The sequence below is a fragment of the Roseobacter ponti genome (assembly GCF_012932215.1).
In the GTDB taxonomy this organism is placed as follows: Bacteria; Pseudomonadota; Alphaproteobacteria; order Rhodobacterales; family Rhodobacteraceae; genus Roseobacter; species Roseobacter ponti.
In genome coordinates this window covers 401,675-421,918 of the sequence record NZ_CP048788.1, presented here as the reverse complement: position 1 = coordinate 421,918, position 20,244 = coordinate 401,675, and the positions used below count along the sequence as shown (strand labels likewise).

Annotated in this window: 11 protein-coding genes, 3 tRNA genes and 3 rRNA genes; 1 reads left to right on the top strand and 16 read right to left on the bottom strand. The window is 57.3% G+C overall.

Going from position 1 to position 20,244, the window contains the following annotated elements:
- Positions 1–3 precede the first annotated feature (3 nt).
- From aspS to G3256_RS01985, 7 genes are all read right to left on the bottom strand, one after another.
- Positions 4–1,779 (bottom strand): aspartate--tRNA ligase, encoded by a 1,776-nt coding sequence (aspS, locus tag G3256_RS02015; RefSeq protein WP_169639248.1) that lies wholly within the window; start codon positions 1,777–1,779, stop codon positions 4–6.
- A gap of 143 nt (positions 1,780–1,922) precedes the next feature.
- On the bottom strand, positions 1,923–2,321 hold the full coding sequence (gene mnhG, locus G3256_RS02010; protein WP_169639247.1) for a monovalent cation/H(+) antiporter subunit G: 399 nt from the start codon (positions 2,319–2,321) through the stop codon (positions 1,923–1,925).
- Complete coding sequence (locus tag G3256_RS02005; protein WP_169639246.1) at positions 2,318–2,605, bottom strand: K+/H+ antiporter subunit F; 288 nt, start codon at positions 2,603–2,605, stop codon at positions 2,318–2,320. The genes mnhG and G3256_RS02005 overlap by 4 nt, the downstream gene beginning before the upstream one ends.
- A complete protein-coding gene (locus G3256_RS02000; protein ID WP_169639245.1) occupies positions 2,602–3,105 on the bottom strand; it encodes a Na+/H+ antiporter subunit E in 504 nt (167 codons plus the stop codon). The genes G3256_RS02005 and G3256_RS02000 overlap by 4 nt, the downstream gene beginning before the upstream one ends.
- A gap of 1 nt (position 3,106) precedes the next feature.
- Complete coding sequence (locus tag G3256_RS01995; RefSeq protein WP_169639244.1) at positions 3,107–4,654, bottom strand: monovalent cation/H+ antiporter subunit D; 1,548 nt, start codon at positions 4,652–4,654, stop codon at positions 3,107–3,109.
- Positions 4,651–5,007: a Na+/H+ antiporter subunit C gene (locus G3256_RS01990; RefSeq protein WP_169639243.1), complete on the bottom strand. Its 357-nt coding sequence runs from the start codon at positions 5,005–5,007 to the stop codon at positions 4,651–4,653. Before G3256_RS01990 ends, G3256_RS01995 begins: the two co-directional genes overlap by 4 nt.
- A 1-nt stretch (position 5,008) precedes the next feature.
- The gene (locus G3256_RS01985) at positions 5,009–7,873 is read right to left on the bottom strand and encodes a monovalent cation/H+ antiporter subunit A (protein WP_169639242.1); all 2,865 of its coding nucleotides are present in this window, start codon (positions 7,871–7,873) and stop codon (positions 5,009–5,011) included.
- A gap of 408 nt (positions 7,874–8,281) precedes the next feature.
- Between G3256_RS01985 and G3256_RS01980 the strand changes: the two genes are divergently transcribed.
- Entirely contained in the window at positions 8,282–9,250 is a 969-nt protein-coding gene (locus G3256_RS01980) for a D-2-hydroxyacid dehydrogenase (RefSeq protein ID WP_169639241.1), read from the top strand.
- A gap of 15 nt (positions 9,251–9,265) precedes the next feature.
- On the opposite strand, the gene G3256_RS01975 is transcribed toward G3256_RS01980, so the two are convergent.
- The 9 genes from G3256_RS01975 to msrQ form a co-directional block, all read right to left on the bottom strand.
- Positions 9,266–11,050: a TRAP transporter permease gene (locus tag G3256_RS01975; protein WP_169639240.1), complete on the bottom strand. Its 1,785-nt coding sequence runs from the start codon at positions 11,048–11,050 to the stop codon at positions 9,266–9,268.
- Between the two features lie 38 nt (positions 11,051–11,088).
- The gene (locus tag G3256_RS01970; RefSeq protein ID WP_169639239.1) at positions 11,089–12,045 is read right to left on the bottom strand and encodes a TAXI family TRAP transporter solute-binding subunit; all 957 of its coding nucleotides are present in this window, start codon (positions 12,043–12,045) and stop codon (positions 11,089–11,091) included.
- A gap of 773 nt (positions 12,046–12,818) precedes the next feature.
- Positions 12,819–12,895, bottom strand: a tRNA-Met gene (locus tag G3256_RS01965).
- Positions 12,896–12,967: 72 nt separating this feature from the next.
- Positions 12,968–13,082: ribosomal RNA gene (gene rrf, locus G3256_RS01960) — 5S ribosomal RNA — on the bottom strand.
- Between the two features lie 89 nt (positions 13,083–13,171).
- Positions 13,172–16,544: ribosomal RNA gene (locus tag G3256_RS01955) — 23S ribosomal RNA — on the bottom strand.
- A gap of 372 nt (positions 16,545–16,916) precedes the next feature.
- Positions 16,917–16,992 (bottom strand) — tRNA-Ala (locus tag G3256_RS01950).
- Between the two features lie 154 nt (positions 16,993–17,146).
- Positions 17,147–17,223 (bottom strand) — tRNA-Ile (locus G3256_RS01945).
- Between the two features lie 137 nt (positions 17,224–17,360).
- Positions 17,361–18,822 (bottom strand): 16S ribosomal RNA (locus G3256_RS01940).
- The 16S, 23S and 5S rRNA genes sit together here with 3 tRNA genes alongside, the layout of an rRNA operon.
- 810 nt (positions 18,823–19,632) lie before the next feature.
- Positions 19,633–20,238, bottom strand: a complete 606-nt coding sequence (gene msrQ, locus G3256_RS01935; protein WP_206040778.1) for a protein-methionine-sulfoxide reductase heme-binding subunit MsrQ — start codon at positions 20,236–20,238, stop codon at positions 19,633–19,635.
- Positions 20,239–20,244: the final 6 nt, after the last annotated feature.

Sequence of the window (20,244 nt, the reverse complement as noted above, 5' to 3'; positions counted from 1 at the left end):
AACCTATTCCTGCGGAATGACCCGCAACCCGAGCTCCATCAGCTGATCACTCAGCGGCTCTGAGGGCGCAGACATCATCAGGTCTTCGGCACGCTGGTTCATCGGGAAGAGAATCACCTCACGGATATTGCTCTCATCAGCCAGCAGCATCACAATCCGGTCGATGCCTGCAGCACATCCGCCGTGGGGCGGCGCGCCATACTGAAACGCATTGACCATGCCGCCAAAGCGCTTGCGCACCTCATCTTCGCCGTAGCCTGCAATCTCAAAGGCTTTGAACATGATCTCGGGGCGATGGTTCCGGATGGCACCTGACACCAGCTCATAGCCGTTGCATGCCAGATCATACTGATACCCCAGCACATCCAGCGGGTCGCCTTCCAGCGCCGCCATCCCACCCTGCGGCATAGAAAACGGGTTGTGTTCAAAATCGATCTTTCCGGTCTCTGCGTCTTTCTCGTAGATCGGAAAATCCACGATCCACGCAAAGGCGAAACGGTCTTTCTCTGTCAGACCAAGCTCTTCACCGATGACCGTGCGTGCTTTACCTGCGACACCTTCAAAGGTCTTCGGCTTGCCGCCAAGGAAAAACGCAGCATCACCCACCTCAAGGCCCAGCTGCTGCCTGATCGCCTCGGTGCGCTCCGGACCGATGTTCTTGGCCAGCGGCCCTGCGGCTTCCATCCCCTGCCCCTGATCGCGCCAGAAGATATAGCCCATTCCGGGCAGCCCTTCCTTCTGGGCAAAAGCGTTCATGCGATCACAGAATTTCCGGCTGCCGCCACCTGGTGCCGGGATGGCGCGAATCTGCGTGCCTTCCTGCTCCAGCAGCTTTGCAAAGATCGCGAACCCCGAACCTGCAAAATGCTCCGACACAACCTGCATCCTGATCGGATTGCGCAGGTCTGGCTTGTCGGTGCCATACCACAGCGCCGCATCCTTGTAAGAAATCTGCGGCCATTCCTGATCCACAGGGCGACCGCCACCGAACTCCTCAAAAATGCCTGTGATAACGGGCTGGATCGTGTCGAAAACATCCTGTTGTTCGACAAAACTCATTTCCATATCAAGCTGGTAGAAGTCGGTGGGCGAGCGGTCGGCCCGCGGATCTTCGTCGCGGAAACAGGGCGCGATCTGGAAGTACTTATCAAAGCCCGACACCATCAGCAGCTGTTTGAACTGCTGCGGCGCCTGAGGCAAAGCATAGAATTTGCCCGGATGCAGACGGCTCGGCACCAGAAAATCACGCGCACCCTCGGGAGAGGAAGCGGTGATGATCGGCGTCTGAAACTCGCGGAAATCCGCATCCCACATGCGCCGCCGGACAGAAGCAACAACATCGGAACGCAGCTTCATATTAGCCTGCATCTTCTCGCGCCGCAGGTCCAGATAGCGGTACCGCAGGCGCGTCTCTTCCGGGTATTCCTGATCCCCGAAGACCTGCAGCGGCAGCTCACCTGCACCGCCCAGCACTTCGATATCGCGCACGAACACTTCGATCTCGCCGGTCGGGATTTTCGCATTTACGAGCGACGCATCGCGCGCTTTGACCTCGCCGTCGATGCGGATGCACCATTCCGCGCGCACCTTCTCAACCTGGGCAAAAACAGCGCTGTCAGGATCGCAGAGCACCTGGGTCATCCCGTAGTGATCGCGCAGGTCGATAAAGAGAACGCCACCGTGATCCCGGACCCGGTGCACCCAGCCCGACAGACGGACGGTTTCGCCGACATTTGCGGCGGTCAGATCAGCACAGGTGTGGCTGCGATAGGCGTGCATAAGGATTTCCCTCCGGGGGGTTCAGATTTCGCGCCAGATACACCTTTTGACGCTCAGGAAGTCAAGGTGCCGGGGACCGACCGTGCCCGGAAAGGCAGCCAAAACGCCACGGCACCTCTGATGCGGTCTGCGCAGGCCGTATTTCAGCTTTGCGTCGAGCCCACCGGGTTGCTGACGGCCTTGTCCGCTTCAGGCACATTCAGTGTCCCCCAGGTGTCGTCCTGTGGTGGTTCCGGAGGAGTTTCACAGGAGCGGCGGTGGATGTTCACCTTGGCAATGAAATTCGCCGAAATCGGCGCTGTGACAAACAGAAAAGCCATAATCAGGATTTCATGGGCGGAGCCATATTTATAGGTCAGCGAATAAAGGATCGAGGCCAGCAGCAACGCCCCCACCCCAACGGTACCGACCTTGGTTGGGGCGTGCAGACGCGTCATTGAATCGTTGAACTTCACCAGACCGATCGCCCCCACAAGTGTGAAACCTGCGCCGATCAGAAGACAAAGAGCGGTGGCAATTGCGCCGATATCCTGGAGTGTCATTCGATGATATCTCCCCGCAGGATGAACCGGGCATAGGCCACTGTAGATACAAACCCGAGCATCGCGATGATGAGAGCCACCTCGAAATAAATATTGGTGCCCTGGGCGATGCCCAGCAGGACAATCAGGCCGATGGCATTCACGACCATCGTATCAAGCGCAAGGATCCGTGTGCCGGTATCCGGGCCGATCACCAGCCGCACCATCGAAAGCACCTGAGACACCGCCACCGAAACAAAGGCGATCACGAGCGCGATATTGAGAAGATCCGTTGCAAAACTCATAAGAAAATCTCCTTGAGGCGACGCTGATACCGTTCGTTGATCTCATTGCGGACACCGTCCGGATCATCCGTATGCAGGACGTGAACCAGCAGACTGTGGCCCTCATCGGAGAGATCCGCCGAAACAGTACCCGGCGTCAGGGTGATGGTTCCGGCAAGCACCGTGATCGCCTCGGGCTGGCGCAGTTCAAGCGGTATGACGATCCACGCGGGCTTCAGTTTGTCGTTGGAGACCGTCAGCACGATCCAGGCAACCTGGACGTTAGCGACCAGAATATCCCAGAGCACCATAACCGAATACGTGATCATCCTGCCGATCCGGAAACCCTGCGGCGTGTCCGGCCACCAGACCGACGTGGACCACGGGATGATGATGCCAAGAATGATACCGAAGACGACCATCCCGGCCGACACGTTGTTTTGCAACAGCACCCAGACCACCGTCAGCAGCAGCGTCAGCAGCGGATGCGGCAAAAGCCAGTAGAACGCTTTTCTGAACATATCAGTGTGCCTCCTCTTTCCCGCCGTCACTCAGCTTGCCCGGCGTGCCCAGCACGGTCGAAATATAAGGCTCTGGCGCGAAAAGCCCCGCAGCGATGCTGCCGGTATACCGGTGCACGATCCCGCCAAATACGGTGTGCAGAACCAGCAGGGTGAGCAGACCACCAACCGCCCCGTAAGACAGGATCGTCGGCCGGGCATAGGTGTCAGCGTTGTCCGGCACCGCAACACTGGTGGCTTTCCAGAAGATCACGCTGCCGGCGCGGGCAAAGCCCACGATGCTGACGAGGCTGGAGATCAGGATCACCGCCCAGACCCAGGATGCATGGGGCGTCTCAAAGGCAGCATCAAGGATCAGCAGTTTGCCCAGAAAGCCCGAGAGCGGCGGCAGGCCGGCCATGGCAATGGCGGCCGCAAAGAACAGAATGGATGTCGCCGTCGCCCCGGCGGCAGGGGGTTGTGCTGTCAGCATCAGGTTGCCGCGTCCCGTGCGCACCAGATCTGTGATCAGGAAAAGCGCGCCCGCCGCCAGTGTGGAGTGCACGATGTAATAGAGTGCCGCAGAGATGCTGGTCGGGGTGAAGAGTGCGATTGAGATCAGCACCATTCCCATCGAGCCGATCACCGAAAAGGCGACAAGCCGGTTTAGCTCGCGCGCGGCCAGCACTCCGATCATTCCGATGGCCAGCGATGTCAGCGCCGCCGGCAGCAGCCAGACATCAAAGAGCCCGGCAGTGACCTCAAGATCCGGCGGGAAAATAATCGTATAAACCCGGATGATCGCATAGGCGCCCACCTTGGTCATGATCGCAAACAGGGCCGCCACGGGAGCCGGCGCTTCGGCATAGCTGGACGGCAGCCAGAAATGCAGCGGCACAAGGGCTGCCTTTATCGCAAAAACCATCAGCAGCAGCACAGCCGCAACCCGGATCCCTACTGTCGCCTCAGGCCCGATCAGCGTCACACGTTCGGCCAGGTCAGCCATGTTCAGGGTGCCGGTTTCCGCATAGATGGAGCCCAGTGCAAAGAGAAAGAGCGTGGAGCCCAGAAGGTTGAACAAAACATACTGTACGCCCGCCCGCAGTCTCTCGTTGCCCCCTGCATGGATCATCAGCCCGTAAGAGGCGATCAGCAGAACCTCAAAGAAAACAAAGAGGTTAAAGAGGTCACCGGTCAGAAACGCGCCCATGATCCCCATCAGCTGAAACTGATAGAGCGCATGGAAGTGCCGCCCCCGGTCGTCCCAGCCGGACCCGATCGCATAGAGCAGCACAAAGAGCGCCAGAACCGATGTGAGCAGCACCATCAGCGTCGAAAGACGGTCGCCCACGATCACAATGCCGAACGGCGCGGCCCAGTCGCCGAGCTGATAAAGCGTGACAGTGCCGTCGGAGGCCTGCCAGGCGAGCCCTGCCGCCACGGTGATAAGGGCCAGCACCCCGGCCACGGAAAAGACCCGCTGGATGCCCAGATGATAGCGGGCGGCCAGAACGATAAACGGCGCCAGAATTGCCGGCAGAACGACGGGTACGATAATCCAGTGGATCATGTCACATCCCTCCCGCCGTCTTTCTCAGGCAGAAGCGGATCATCCACGCTGTCATCATCCGAGCCGAGATAAGCCCCCAGAGAGATCATCACGACGACCGCCGTCATCCCGAAAGAGATCACGATTGCCGTCAGAACCAGAGCCTGTGGCAGAGGATCGGTATAGGTCTCGACCCCTTTCTGCAGGATCGGCGGCGCGCCCACGGTGAGGCGCCCGGAAGCAAAGAGAAACACGTTGACCGCATAGGTCAGCAGAGAGACCCCGAGGATCACCGGGAAGGTGCGCAGACGCAGCACCAGGTAAAGCCCGGCGGCGGTGAGAATGCCGATGGCGGAAGCAACAAGCAGTTCCATGTTATGCCTCCCCCCCGGCCGGCTGCGGATCATCACGCGACGGGTCAATGTCCATGGGGTGTTCGCTGTCCTTCACATGGGCGCGGCGCGCGAGCCGCGAGAAGCTTTCCAGCGACAGCATCACCGCACCGACGACCGCAAGAAACACACCCAGATCAAACAGCGCCGCCGTGGCCAGCTCGAACTCGTTGAAGGGCGGGATGCGCACATAAGTGAAATCCGACGTCAGGAAGGGTTTGGCAAAGAACCAGGACCCGATACCCGTCAGCCCGGCAATCAGAACACCCGCACCGATCACCCCATGATAAGGATATCTCAGGCGCGCCGAGGTCCAGCTGAACCCGCTGGCCATGTATTGCATCACCACGCCGATCGACACGATCAGGCCCGCGATGAAACCACCCCCCGGCTCATTGTGACCCCGCAGAAAGATGTAAAAGCCAACCATCATAACGACGGGCATGATGACCCGGGTCAGGACGACCATCATCGTCGGATGCATATCGCCCGCCAGTGGCTGGTCAGGCTTGCGGTTGAGCAGGCGCGCGCGTACCGGCCCCGACAAGAGCGTCTCTGTCAGCGCATAGATCAGCAGCGCCGCGATCCCCAGAACGATGATCTCTCCGTAGGTATCAAAACCCCGGAAATCCACGAGGATCACGTTCACAACATTGGTGCCGCCGCCGCCTTTGTAAGAGTTGGCGAGGTGAAACTCAGAGATCGGCGTCGCGACGGCGTCACGCATGAGATAGTGATACGACAGCGCCATCGTGCCGAGCCCGCCGACGATGCCAACCGCTGCGTCACGGGTGCGCCTCAGCACGCTGCTTTCCACCGGTGTCTGATTGGGCAGAAAGTTCAGCGCCAGGAGCAGCAGAATGATTGTGACAACCTCAACAGTGATCTGTGTCATCGCAAGATCCGGCGCGCTGAAGAACACAAAGCCAACTGAGACCATAAGCCCCGCGATCCCGATCAGAATGAGCGCCAGCAACCGGTTGCGGTGCTGGAACACCAGCGCCACGGTTGCAGCGACCAGCATCAGCCAGCCTGCCACCGGCACCGCGTCCGCAGGTTGCATGCTGCGGGTTGCCGGACCTGTCACCCCTGTGCTCCACGCATGAGCACCGACCGCGACAACGGTCACGGCAAAGATCGCGGCATAGCGGGTGAAGGCGCCGTTATGCAGTCCGTGAGAAAACGCGCGCGCGCCGGAAACCGCCGCAGCGATCACGGCATCGAATATTGTTTTTGCCTCGGGACGCGGTGCGACATCCCATAGTTTCAGCGCCGGCCTGAAAAGCGACAGAAGGATCAGACCGCCGATGGTCGCGGCAATCGACATGTAAAGCGCCGGCACCAGACCGTGCCAGATTTTGAAGTACGCCTTAGGCACATCGGCCGCTTCGCCCAGTACCGATGCAGTCACCATTTTTACGAAGGGCTCCGCGAGAAAAGGCGCAAGCCCGATGACCACGACCAGCACAGTCAGGATCGCAGGTGGCATCCACATGCCCGCACCCGGATCGTGCGGTTTAGCCGGATAATCGTCGCGCACAGGTCCGAGGAATGTGTGAGCAATCAGCCGGAAGCTGTAGGCAGCCGAAAAGAGCGATCCGAGCACGGCAAGTCCTGGCACCAGCCAGTGCGAACCGAAAAGCACTGTGTGATACGCTTCTTCAAGCATCATCTCCTTGGAGAGGAATCCGTTCAGCAGCGGAATACCGGCCATGGACAGCGCCGCGATCGTAACGATTACAAAGGTCACCGGCATCAGGGTACGCAGCCCGCCCAGCCTGCGGATATCGCGGGTATGCGCCTCGTGATCGACAATGCCCGCAGACATAAAGAGTGCCGCTTTGAACGTTGCGTGGTTCAGAATGTGGAAAACCGCGGCCATCGCGCCGAACGCCGTGCCGGTGCCGAGCAGCATGGTGATCAGCCCCAGATGGCTGACGGTCGAGAACGCCAGCAAAGCTTTGAGATCATGCTTAAAGAGCGCAATAACCGCACCGATAACCATCGTCACAAGACCCGCCGTGGTCACGATCACGAACCATTCCGGCGTACCCGAGAGCACCGGCCACATGCGCGCCATCAGGAATATTCCGGCCTTTACCATCGTGGCCGAGTGCAGATAGGCCGAAACCGGCGTGGGTGCAGCCATGGCATGCGGCAGCCAGAAGTGGAACGGGAACTGCGCAGATTTGGTGAAACAGCCCGCCAGGATGAGCAGCAGCGCCGGCAGATAAAGCGGGCTTTCCTGAATGACGTCGCGGTTCTGCAGGATCACACTGAGATCGTAGCTGCCGACGATCTGGCCGAGGATCAGCATGCCTGCAATCATCGCAAGCCCGCCCATGCCCGTAACAGTCAGCGCCATGCGCGCGCCCTGCCGGCCTTCCGGAAGGTGTTTCCAGTAGCCGATGAGCAGAAAGGAAGACAGCGAGGTCAGCTCCCAGAAAACCAGCAGAAGCAGAATGTTATCGCTCAGGACGATCCCGACCATCGCGCCCTGAAAGAGCAGCAGATAGGTAAAGAACTCACCCATGTTGTCTTCACGCGAAAGATAAAACCGACCGTAGGTGATGATCAGCAGGCCAATGCCCAGGATCAGCAGCGCAAAGAAAAAACCCAGCCCGTCGAGCATCAGCGTAAAGTTCATCCCCAGCGCCGGCATCCAGTCGACCCCGGCCTGGACAACTTCGCCCGCCATGACCGCAGGCAGGTTGGTCAGCAGCCCGATGAAGGCCATCAGCGACACCATAAAGGTGACACCGGCGCAGGCCGCACGACCGGCCGAGTTCATCAGCCCCGGCAACAGAGCGCCAAGGAAGGGAAGGGCAACGATTAGGAAGAGGGACACGCGAACTCCTGATCTCAGGCCTTAAAAAAAGTTCCCCAATGTGTGTGCCACTTTGGCGCTGACCTCAAGGGAAACCGACATCATGCGACCAAAACCGCACATCTGCACAGAACAAAACAGAACCATTGCAGTCACATCAGCTGATTATCCTTTTTTGTGCTGTGGGTCCCGTCCGGCTGGCAGGAAACTCGCCCACGCCTCTGGTGCGCAAACCCTTCGGGTGCAGAAGCCCGTTGCCAGCGGGCGGCGCCGAGCCCGGAGTTGATCCCCGCTGCCCGACCGGGGAGAGTAAGGCCACCGGGAACCAGGTCGCGATCCCGGCGGTTGCCATAGCAACATGCGACCACAAAATCGCCGCAGCAGACCGGCTGCAGACGGCAGAGCAGAACATCATACAGGAGACGTCAGATGACGCGAGCGCCCCGCATTCTGATCCACAGCGACCAGACCGCCCCGCAGAAAGCCAGTCTGCTTGCCGCCTGTCCCGATGCGCAGGTCAGCACCTGTGACACCAACGCAGGCCTGCCCGCAGCGATTTCCACATACAGGCCCGATATCGTTTATTCGGTCCGCTTTGATCCCGCACCGGGGTTTCCGGCCAAAGCTCTTTTCGCCGAAGGCGGCCCTGTCTGGGTAGCCAACGGCGGGGCCGGAACCGACCATCTGGGCCACTGGAACACTGACCGCGTTAAGGTGACCAACGCGGCCGGGGTCGCCGCCGATATGATCGCAGAATACGTGATGGGCTGCATTCTGCACTTTACGCTCGACGTACCGGGGTTTGTTCAGGACAAAGCGCTCAGGCGATGGCAGATGCGATCCGTTGTGCCAATGAAGGGAAAAACGATGCTGATCGTCGGTCTGGGACATACCGGACGGGCGGTCGCTGCGCGCGCGAAAGCGTTTGGCATGCAGGTGACCGGCACCCGGGCCAGCCCTGAGCCGATGCAGAATGTTGACGATGTTCGTCCCCCTCAGGACCTGTTGCAGTTGTTGCCCGAAGCAGATGTGGTCGTGGTCTGCACCCCGCTGACAGATGACACCCGCGATATGCTCAGCGCCGATGCGATCGGAGCGATGAAAGAAGGGGCTGTTTTTGTTGATGTTTCCCGTGGCGGTGTCACCGATCAGGATGCCCTGCGGGCGGCACTGAATGCAGGCCGGGTTGCCGGGGCGGCGCTGGATGTGTTCCCCGCCGAACCCCTGCCCCAGTCGAGCCCGCTCTGGAACACCGCCAACCTGCTGATCTCGCCGCATTGCTCTGCCGTGCACAAAGACTGGGACGAAGCATCCTTTGCACTGTTCCTGCGCAATCTGGACAACTGGCTGGACGGACGGCCGCTTTTTAATGTGGTCGATCCGGACCGGGGCTACTGAACCGGGTGCCGGCGCTCAGAACAGCAGACCCGGGAATGTCGCGACACTCCCCAGCATAAAAAGCCCCGCGCGGATCATCACACCCGACCGTCCGATCAGCGCATAAGAGAAACACGACAGCCCGACGGCAACATGCGCGAAAGCGAGGACTGCCGCCGCTGGTTCGCTTGCGATACGGATCAGGCTTTCGTTGGCAATCATGCTGAGCGGAATGATGTAGAGCCCGACACCCAGCGCCATCGCGGTCAGCGCCACGCGCAGCCAGTTCTCTCCGATCATCCCGGCCGCAATAAACACAGCGCCGCAAACGGGCGGTGTGATCGTCGACAAAAGGGCGAACCAGAAAACGAACAGATGCGTCTGCAAAGGCTCAAGACCAAGCTCGATCAGTGCCGGGCCTGCGACCGAAACGCAGATCACATAGGCCGCCGTTGTCGGCACCTCCATACCCAGAAGCAGACAGGCCGCCGCCGTCAGCAGCAGCGCCGGCCAGAGCTCGCCGCCCGATCCCGACAGAATAACCGAGGTCGTCTTGACGCCGAGGCCCGTAATGCCGAGCACACCGATGATGATGGAGGCGCAGAGAATGATGATCGCGATCATGGCAACCTGTCGCCCGGCGCTGAGCATCGCATCTCCAGTCCGCGCAAGCCCCTGCCGCAGGTTAAAGCCCGGCGTGGCGTCAAACAGCAGCGCAGCAGCCCCGGCAAAAATTGCAAGTGCCGCTGCATACTGCGCCGTAAAGCCAAGCGCGAACATGGCAATCAGCAGCACCGAGAAGGGCACAAGAAAAAAACCTGAGGTGATGATGACAGCGCGCCTGCCTGGCCTTTCATCCTCAGGCACCGCGCGCAGTTCAAATCGCTGTGCATAGGCATTGATGCCCATCCAGACCGTCAGAAAATAGAGAATGGCGGGCAGCAGCGCGGCAATCATGATCTGCACATAGGGTACGCCGGTCAGCTCAACCATCACAAAGGCCCCCGCGCCCATCAGCGGCGGCATAATCTGACCGCCCGAGGACGCCACCGCCTCAACTGCGGCCGCAAGGCGTTTGGGATAGCCGAGCTTTGTCATCGCAGGGAGTGTGATCGCGCCGGTAGAGGCCACATTCGCCGATGCAGAGCCTGAAACAGAGCCAAAAAGCGCCGAGGAGAGCACAGATACTTTCGCCGCCCCCCCGGTCAGTCGCCCCGCGGCCGCCGAGGCCACATTCATGAACCCCTGCCCGGCCTCACCCGCATTGAGCACCGCGCCAAAGATCACGAATATCGCAACGACGCCGACAGAAACACCCGTCAGGCTGCCCCAGAGCCCGCCTTCAGCGACAATCAGCGTGCCCAGAAAACTGCGCAGCGGTGTGCCGGCGTGTCCGAACTCTCCGGGAATGTGCTGCCCGAAAAGCCCGTAGAGCAACGCGGCAAAGGCCACCATCGGCAGCGGCCAGCCAATCATCCGCCTCGCGCCCTCCATCACGATCAGAAGCAGCACCAGAGAAAGACCCACCTGAAACGGGTCGTCGAGAAAACCGTACTGGTTGCGCAGAGCCGCGTGGTTGAGCGCAATCCACAGACATCCGGCAACGCCGACCGCCGCGATAATGCTCCCCCGGATTGCTGCGCCGCGTGTCGCAGCGCCGAAAAGAAACACCCATGGCAGAACAAGCGCCATGTGCAGGGGACGCGCCACCAGGTTCGGCACCAGCCCGAAGAAAATCAGCCCGATGTGAAACGCACAGGTCAGCGCACCGAGGGCAATCCAGAGCGCGCGCAGGGGTATCGGGCCGGGGTCAGTCTGCATGTGTGGCCCGTGCCCCGCGAGGGGGCACGGGAGTGCAATTACATCTGCGCGTCATTCAAAGGCGCACCGATTTCCTTGTAATAGCGGATCGCACCAGGGTGAATCCGGCTGGTGATATTGCTCAGCATATCGGTCGACACCCCCGCCCACCATGCTGCATCTCCGGCCATATCCTCGCGCGTTTCCCAATAGGTTTTCGTCAGCAGATAGGCGGTATCATCGTCCATCTTTGACGTGGTGTAGGCGACCACGGGAAGGGAGGTTGTCGTAATATCTTCGCTCTGGCCCGCGTAGGTGCCGGCGGGAATTGTCAGCCGCGTGCGTTTGGACATCTCGATCTGTGTGTCATCCAGTGAAAGCACCTTTACACCGGTTGAGGCCGCAGCTTCGATCACATTCGGCGCAGGCCAGGACCCGGCGGTGACAAACCCGTCGATCTGACCGTTCTTGAGGGCATTTACAGCGTTTGAAAGCTCGGAATCCGCAACTGTCACTTTGCCTTCCAGCCCGAAAAGTTCGATATATTTCGCACCTTCCCGCGCCCCGAAAGATCCACTGCCAAGCAGAATGGTCTTACCTTCCATATCCGCAAAGCTCTGAACTCCGCTGTCTGCAGACATGACAAAATGCATGGTCAGCGAGGGGATCGGGAAAAGCGCTCTGATCTCATCGAAGGCCGGATCGCCCTTGCCTTCGAACATCGCCTTGCCGCCCTGCGCGAGACCGATAAGAGCAGGTGGCGTAGTAAAGACATAGTCGCCGCCCCGGGCGCGCACTTCCATCACGTTCTGCACCGAACCCTGGCTTTCCTCAACCGTGACGGAGACATCCCCGCCAGTGCCCTTCTTCATCGCCTCAGCGATCTGAACCGCCATCTGAAAGTATGACGATCCGGCCTTGGCCGACTTATACGTGACGCGGGTTTCTGCTGCCGCGCCGGAGCCCAGTACAATTGCCGCTGCTGCGATGACTGAGACTGATCTGAGAAATGTCATGGTTACCCTCCCGGTTTCATTTCCCGAAACCATCTCCTGTCGGCACTCAAAGCGCAAGGGCGGGCGTTTCTGCACGCAATCTGCGCGAGCGGAACGTACGCACCGATAAGGTCACAGATCAACATGAAGGTAATGGTATTTTTGCCAGGAGAGCCGTCCCCTTACCGGATCCGTCCTGCGGACCAGTCTCTTATGAAACGGAATAGATCGATAGTTCACTGTTCTACCGGCAAAGTTGGCAGGTAGTGCGTGGCGTCTACGTCTCGCGTTAAGCGCGGCCCCCGTGCGCTCCGGGACCCCGCACCGTCACGAAACGCGACAGAAACCCGCCGCTCTGCAGGGTAAATTATCACAGATGAGAACAGCAGGTTTGCAGGGCAACGGACGGATATCAGCACCCGTATCAACCTTTCGCCACAGTTTTTGCGAGGTGGACGAGGTAAATGAGGCGTTCAGGCTGGAGGTAATCCGCCATGCGCCCGGCAGGTCCGACGGTTTTGTCACTGGCGCAAAAACACCTGATGCAAGCTGACCTGCCCCGTGATACGGGCCGTTCAGGTGTAGAATCCGTTCCTGTTTGTTTTTATTGATTGGATTGAGGTCAAGGCCTGCTGAGCGGAGCCTTGATCACCTGAAAGCCTGAGCGCAAAGATACGTCGTGCCACTTTGCCCGAGCTGAGGATACACATCACAGTCGCGCTGACATGATATGTCATCACGCAAAAAACCCCGCATGATGCGGGGCCTAAGGCTTTGGTATTATTCGGTAAGTTTGGTTGCGGGAGTAGGATTTGAACCTACGACCTTCAGGTTATGAGCCTGACGAGCTACCGGGCTGCTCCATCCCGCGCCAAAAGCGCACCCCACGTCAAATCAGATATGAGGTGCATCGAAAGAGAGATACAAACAGAGGTTTTACTAGGTTTGGCGGTGACCTACTCTCCCACGCCTTAAGACGCAGTACCATCGGCGCTACGGCACTTAACTGCCAGGTTCGGGATGGGGCTGGGTGTTTTGCTCGCGCTATGACCACCAAACCATGAAAAACCTCTGTGTCCAAGTCACGCACTCTAATGTGCTGTGTATGCTTTTGATATCACAAGCAGAAGTCTTGCTTCTACTGGATCAAATCAAGCCTATCGGGCAATTAGTACCGGTCAACTGAACATATTACTATGCTTACATCTCCGGCCTATCGACGAGGTGGTCTACCTCGGCCCTCAGGGATACCTTGTTTTGAGGGGGGCTTCCCGCTTAGATGCCTTCAGCGGTTATCCTTTCCGATCATAGCTACCCTGCACTGCTGCTGGCGCAACAACAGGTCCACCAGTGGATCGTTCACCCCGGTCCTCTCGTACTAGGGGCAACTCCTCTCAAGTATCCTACACCCACGGAAGATAGGGACCGAACTGTCTCACGACGTTCTAAACCCAGCTCACGTACCTCTTTAAACGGCGAACAGCCGTACCCTTGGGACCTGCTCCAGCCCCAGGATGAGATGAGCCGACATCGAGGTGCCAAACACTGCCGTCGATATGGACTCTTGGGCAGTATCAGCCTGTTATCCCCGGCGTACCTTTTATCCGTTGAGCGATGGCCCTCCCACTTGGGACCACCGGATCACTATGGCCGTCTTTCGACTCTGCTCGACTTGTCAGTCTCGCAGTCAGGCTGGCTTCTGCCATTGCACTCAACGAGCGATTTCCGACCGCTCTGAGCCAACCTTCGCGCGCCTCCGTTACGCTTTAGGAGGCGACCGCCCCAGTCAAACTACCCACCACACAGGGTCCCGGATCCGGATAACGGACCGCGGTTAGACATCAAGCAGAACAAGGGTGGTATCTCAAGGGAGGCTCCACGCAGACTGGCGTCCACGCTTCAAAGCCCACCACCTATCCTGCACATGTTCGGCCTAATGCCAGTGTGAAGTTGTAGTAAAGGTGCACGGGGTCTTTCCGTCTAACCGCGGGAAACCTGCATCTTGACAGGTAATTCAATTTCGCTGAGTCTATGTTGGAGACAGCGGGGAAGTCGTTACGCCATTCGTGCAGGTCGGAACTTACCCGACAAGGAATTTCGCTACCTTAGGACCGTTATAGTTACGGCCGCCGTTTACCTGGGCTTCAATTCAGAGCTCTCACCCCTCCTTTTAACCTTCAGGCACCGGGCAGGCGTCAGACCCTATACGTCGTCTTGCGACTTCGCAGAGCCCTGTGTTTTTAATAAACAGTCGCCACCCCCTGGTTTGTGCCCCCAGCCCCTAGTTGCCTAGGAACCGGGCCTCCTTCTCGCGAACTTACGGAGGTATTTTGCCGAGTTCCTTCAACATAGTTCTCTCAAGCGCCTTGGTATTCTCTACCAGTCCACCTGTGTCGGTTTAGGGTACGATCTTATGATGGAGCTATTTCCAGGAACCCCTAAGCAGCCCATTCAATCCAATAAGGATGAACTACCTTCGGGATCCGTCACTTCCATCTGGCCCAGGAATATTAACCTGGTTCCCATCGACTACGCCTTTCGGCCTCGCCTTAGGGGTCGGCTTACCCTGCTCAGATTAGCTTTAAGCAGGAACCCTTGGACTTTCGGCGACAGTGTCTCTCACACTGTTTGTCGCTACTCATGTCATCATTCTCACTAGTGATCTCTCCACCGGATCGCTCACGCGCCGGCTTCACAGAAAACTCCTTGTGTCCAATCCGCCCGAAGACGGTAAGGACACATGGAATTATGTCACACTACGCTCTGCTACCATGCACTATGTGCATCCTAAGCTTCGGCTCATGGCTTGAGCCCCGTTACATCTTCGCCGCAAGACAACTTATTTAGACCAGTGAGCTGTTACGCTATCTTTAAAGGATGGCTGCTTCTAAGCCAACCTCCTGGTTGTTTTGGTCGTCTCACCTGCTTTCCCACTTAGCCATGAATTAGGGGCCTTAGCTGTAGGTCAGGGTTGTTTCCCTCTCCACGACGGACGTTAGCATTCGCCGTGTGTCTGCCATCTAGTACTCCTCGGTATTCGGAGTTTGGTTAGGATCAGTAAGCCTGTGGGGCCCCATTACCCATCCAGTGCTCTACCCCCGAGGGTATTCGGATGACGCTCTACCTAAATAGATTTCGCAGAGAACCAGCTATCTCCGAGTTTGATTGGCCTTTCACCCCTAGGCACAGCTCATCCCGATCCTTTTCAACGGATGTGGGTTCGGTCCTCCAGTAAGTGTTACCTTACCTTCAACCTGGCCATGCCTAGATCACTCGGTTTCGGGTCTGATCCCACGAACTCGACGCCCTATTAAGACTCGCTTTCGCTGCGCCTACACCTAACGGCTTAAGCTTGCTCGTGAGACCAAGTCGATGACCCATTATACAAAAGGTACGCCGTCACAAGACTGGAGATCAATTTGGATATTGATCAGAAACCGACTGAATACCTCACTGACAGCGTTTCACTGCCCGGGTTGGTATCTTCGATATCTGCGTTGGACGTGTGGTCGACTGCAACCGAAATCTTTCTCGTAGCGGATAACTCGTATCCCACACCGAGCAGTGTTCTGAACTGCAGGTTTCCATCCAGCGGGCTGCCACCCGAACCCTGATCGTAGTAGCCGGGCATCCAACTGCCCTCCACGTACCAGGGACCATCGCCAACCGACCAGTGTGCGTGCACACCGACACCGACAAAGACATCGCTGTCTCCATCCACCTGCGCTGCTGCTGCAAAAGAGTATTCAGACACACGACCCGCGTAGAACGGATCAGCGTGATACTCGAGAACAACCGCGACTGCGGTAGTGTCTGTCTGGTCGAAAACATCATCAACACCCAGGCCAAAGACGAATTCGTCCGCGGCTGCGGTTGATGCTGTCAAAGCGAAAGTCAGAATTGAAGCAATATATTGCATAAGCTTCAATGACATCCAAATTGAACTCCAGTCAAGCTCCGACTGATTGTAGGCGTTCGGTTTCAGGTACTGTTTCACTCCCCTCGTCGGGGTGCTTTTCACCTTTCCCTCACGGTACTGGTTCACTATCGGTCAGTAAGGAGTACTTAGCCTTCGAAGGTGGTCCTCCGATCTTCAGACAGGATTTCACGTGTCCCGCCCTACTTAATACGTCCAATCATGCTTCTCTTACGGGACTATCACCCACTATGGTTGCGCATTCCAACGCATTCTGACCACACTCATGGCTCGGCTGGTCCCCGTTCGCTCGCCGCTACTAGGGGAGTATCAATTGATTTCCTTTCCTCCGGGTACTTAGATGTTTCAGTTCCCCGGGTTTGCTTTTATAACCCTATGTATTCAGGTTATAAATACCTGTTTTACCGCATTATTAGCCGACCCCGAAGGATCAGTAATAACACAGTATCAGGTGGGTTGCCCCATTCAGAAATCCATGGATCAAAGGTTATTCTCACCTCCCCATGGCTTATCGCAGAGTATCACGTCTTTCATCGCCTCTTACTGCCAAGGCATTCACCAAACGCCCTTTTCGCGCTTGATTTGATCCAGAAAAAGAAAGACTTGCGTCAATCGCGAGCGTCCCAGCTGGTAACTAAAGGACTCTCTTTATTCTGAATCAAAAGCATACTTTTTCCCGCCCCGATCCGTGCGGATCGAGACTATTGAGCAACATTACGTTGCTCGGGTTAGTGTACTTGACTTGGACAACACGTTCTTTTCAGCAGGGATACACGTAAATAAGCGAGGAAACACTCGATCTACATGCCTTCCACCGAAGTGGAACCAAACTGAGATCGTCGCCTTACTCGGCGGGATCAAACAGTGTTGTTATTGTATCTCTCTTAACGATGTCAATTCGTCCGATTGGACGGCTAAACACTCAGTAGTGCTTAGCGGTCTAATCGAGGGTTTTTGGTGGAGCCTAGCGGGATCGAACCGCTGACCTCCTGAATGCAAATCAGGCGCTCTCCCAGCTGAGCTAAGGCCCCAGTTGATTTTGCGAGGGCAAAATCTACAGCGTGCTGGCAGGGTATTGCAAAGCAATGCCCGAGAAGCACCGGAGCGCCTCTCCCGAACGGGCGCTGCGTCGATTGCGTGCAATCGCCTTTCGCGCTCGTCCAAACTGCGCAGCAGTTTGAACGGTGGTGGGTCGAGGAGGACTTGAACCTCCGACCTCACGCTTATCAGGCGTGCGCTCTAACCACCTGAGCTACCGACCCATACGGGCGGTAGCCCGTGTTCTGTTTTCTGAAGAGATATGAGGACGGCTCGGTCCGATGTTTTGACCAGCTTTGATTGCTGATCTTGCTAAGTGTTTCACGAGATCTGCGAACAGATCTGCCAGAAACATCCTTAGAAAGGAGGTGATCCAGCCGCAGGTTCCCCTACGGCTACCTTGTTACGACTTCACCCCAGTCGCTGATCCTACCGTGGCCGCCTGCCCCCCGAAGGTTAGCGCAGCGTCGTCGGGTAGAACCAACTCCCATGGTGTGACGGGCGGTGTGTACAAGGCCCGGGAACGTATTCACCGCGTCATGCTGTTACGCGATTACTAGCGATTCCGACTTCATGGGGTCGAGTTGCAGACCCCAATCCGAACTGAGACAGTTTTTGGGGATTAACCCATTGTCACTGCCATTGTAGCACGTGTGTAGCCCAACCCGTAAGGGCCATGAGGACTTGACGTCATCCACACCTTCCTCCCGCTTATCACGGGCAGTTTCTTTAGAGTGCCCAGCCGAACTGCTGGCAACTAAAGATGTGGGTTGCGCTCGTTGCCGGACTTAACCGAACATCTCACGACACGAGCTGACGACAGCCATGCAGCACCTGTCACTGCGTCCCGTAAGGGAACGTCCCATCTCTGGGATTAGCACAGGATGTCAAGGGTTGGTAAGGTTCTGCGCGTTGCTTCGAATTAAACCACATGCTCCACCGCTTGTGCGGGCCCCCGTCAATTCCTTTGAGTTTTAATCTTGCGACCGTACTCCCCAGGCGGAATGCTTAATCCGTTAGGTGTGTCACCGAACAGTATACTGCCCGACGACTGGCATTCATCGTTTACGGTGTGGACTACCAGGGTATCTAATCCTGTTTGCTCCCCACACTTTCGCACCTCAGCGTCAGTATCGAGCCAGTGAGCCGCCTTCGCCACTGGTGTTCCTCCGAATATCTACGAATTTCACCTCTACACTCGGAATTCCACTCACCTCTCTCGAACTCAAGACCAGGAGTTTATAAGGCAGTTCCAGGGTTGAGCCCTGGGATTTCACCCTATACTTTCTGATCCGCCTACGTGCGCTTTACGCCCAGTAATTCCGAACAACGCTAACCCCCTCCGTATTACCGCGGCTGCTGGCACGGAGTTAGCCGGGGTTTCTTTACCAGGTACTGTCATTATCATCCCTGGCGAAAGAGCTTTACGATCCTAAGACCTTCATCACTCACGCGGCATGGCTAGATCAGGCTTTCGCCCATTGTCTAAGATTCCCCACTGCTGCCTCCCGTAGGAGTCTGGGCCGTGTCTCAGTCCCAGTGTGGCTGATCGTCCTCTAAAACCAGCTATAGATCGTAGACTTGGTAGGCCATTACCCCACCAACTATCTAATCTAACGCGGGCTAATCCTTCTCCGATAAATCTTTCCCCCGAAGGGCGTATACGGTATTACTCTCAGTTTCCCGAGGCTATTCCGTAGAGAAGGGCATATTCCCACGCGTTACTCACCCGTCCGCCGCTCCCTCCGAAGAGAGCGCTCGACTTGCATGTGTTAGGCCTGCCGCCAGCGTTCGTTCTGAGCCAGGATCAAACTCTCAAGTTGAAAAGCTCTTACGAGCTTATCCTTGACGTTCGAACCTCTGCACATCGTCCTACAAGCATTACTGTAACTTGCAGGACAGTCTCTGTTTGTTGTGCTTTCAGTTACCAAAGTAACCAGAAGCCGTCCAAACAGTGAAGCTGACACTCCATCATCGGGCGAACCCTAAGAGCGCGATATACAGACGTTGATCCATCGAATGAACCAAACCGCCCACATATCTCTTCAGATATTATCAATTTCAAAGAGCGTAGAGACAAAAGTGACAGTGTGCGCCCTAACTTCTTTGGCGCGCCCCGCCTCGTTTACCTCTGATTTTATTCTTGCGTCTCGTTGCTGGTCTGGTTCGTTTCCGTTCCGTCCCGCCCGTCTGGCGCCCCGTTGGTGCATCTCTGCGCCGCCGGTGAGGGGGGTTCTACGGTTAGTACGGGATACCCGCAACCCCTTTTTTGGTAAAACGTCATTTTTTTTACATCTTTCTTACTTTCTGTTATTTATCAAATGCTTAGTGTCGTATTTTTTTGCAGATAGCTTAGGCTTCAGCAGTCGAAGGCGGTTTACGGAAGGTAACTGTAATGCCCTGAATCGCTATATATTGGGGTATCCACAGGCTTACCCCCAGGACGGTCCGAGTCTTTTTGCAAATCACCTCTTTCTGCGGACGGGATTCACCCCCTTCTGCAGGTGATTCACCCCGCATTGTCTGCTTTGCCGTTCTTCAGGAATCGGAATCAGGGGAGATCCGGCGTGAAAAGACCGCCCGCCGGCCTTGATAGTGATTCACAAAGCGCCCGAATTACAGGCGCGACACCCTCAGACTGTCTGTTTGCGCCGCAGGTGCGGAAGGCGCAGTGCGAGAAGCCCGAGAATCGCCGCCATATAGAGTAAGGGTTCGGCCTCGTAGGTTTTCGTCAGCATCACAAAGTGCAGCCCACCCAGCAGCACCGCAGCATAGACCAGACGGTGCAGCTTTCGCCATCCTGGGCCCAGCCGGCGAACGGACCAGTTATTAGAGGTCATCGCCAGCGGGGTCAGCAGCACAAAGGCAAGCATGCCAATGGTGATGTAAGGACGTTTGAGAATGTCTGCCCAGATCTGGCTGAGCACACCCACGTCAAGCACCAGCCAGACCAGCAGATGCAGAGTAACGTAGATAAAGGCCAGCAGGCCGAACATCCGCCGGAACCGGATCAGGTTGATACCGAGGTACTGTCGCAGGGGCGTGATCGCGAGACCGAAGATCAGCAGCTGCAGCGCGATCTCTCCGAGCTCATGTTCCAGCGCTTTGATGGGTTCGCGCCCGAGGCCCCCGGTCTGCGCCTGCCAGAGCAGCCAGGGCACCGGCAGCAGATAGAGTATATAGAGGGCCCATACCGGCACTTTGCGCACAAAAACATTGATGCGGTCTGCGATGCTCATGCGGTC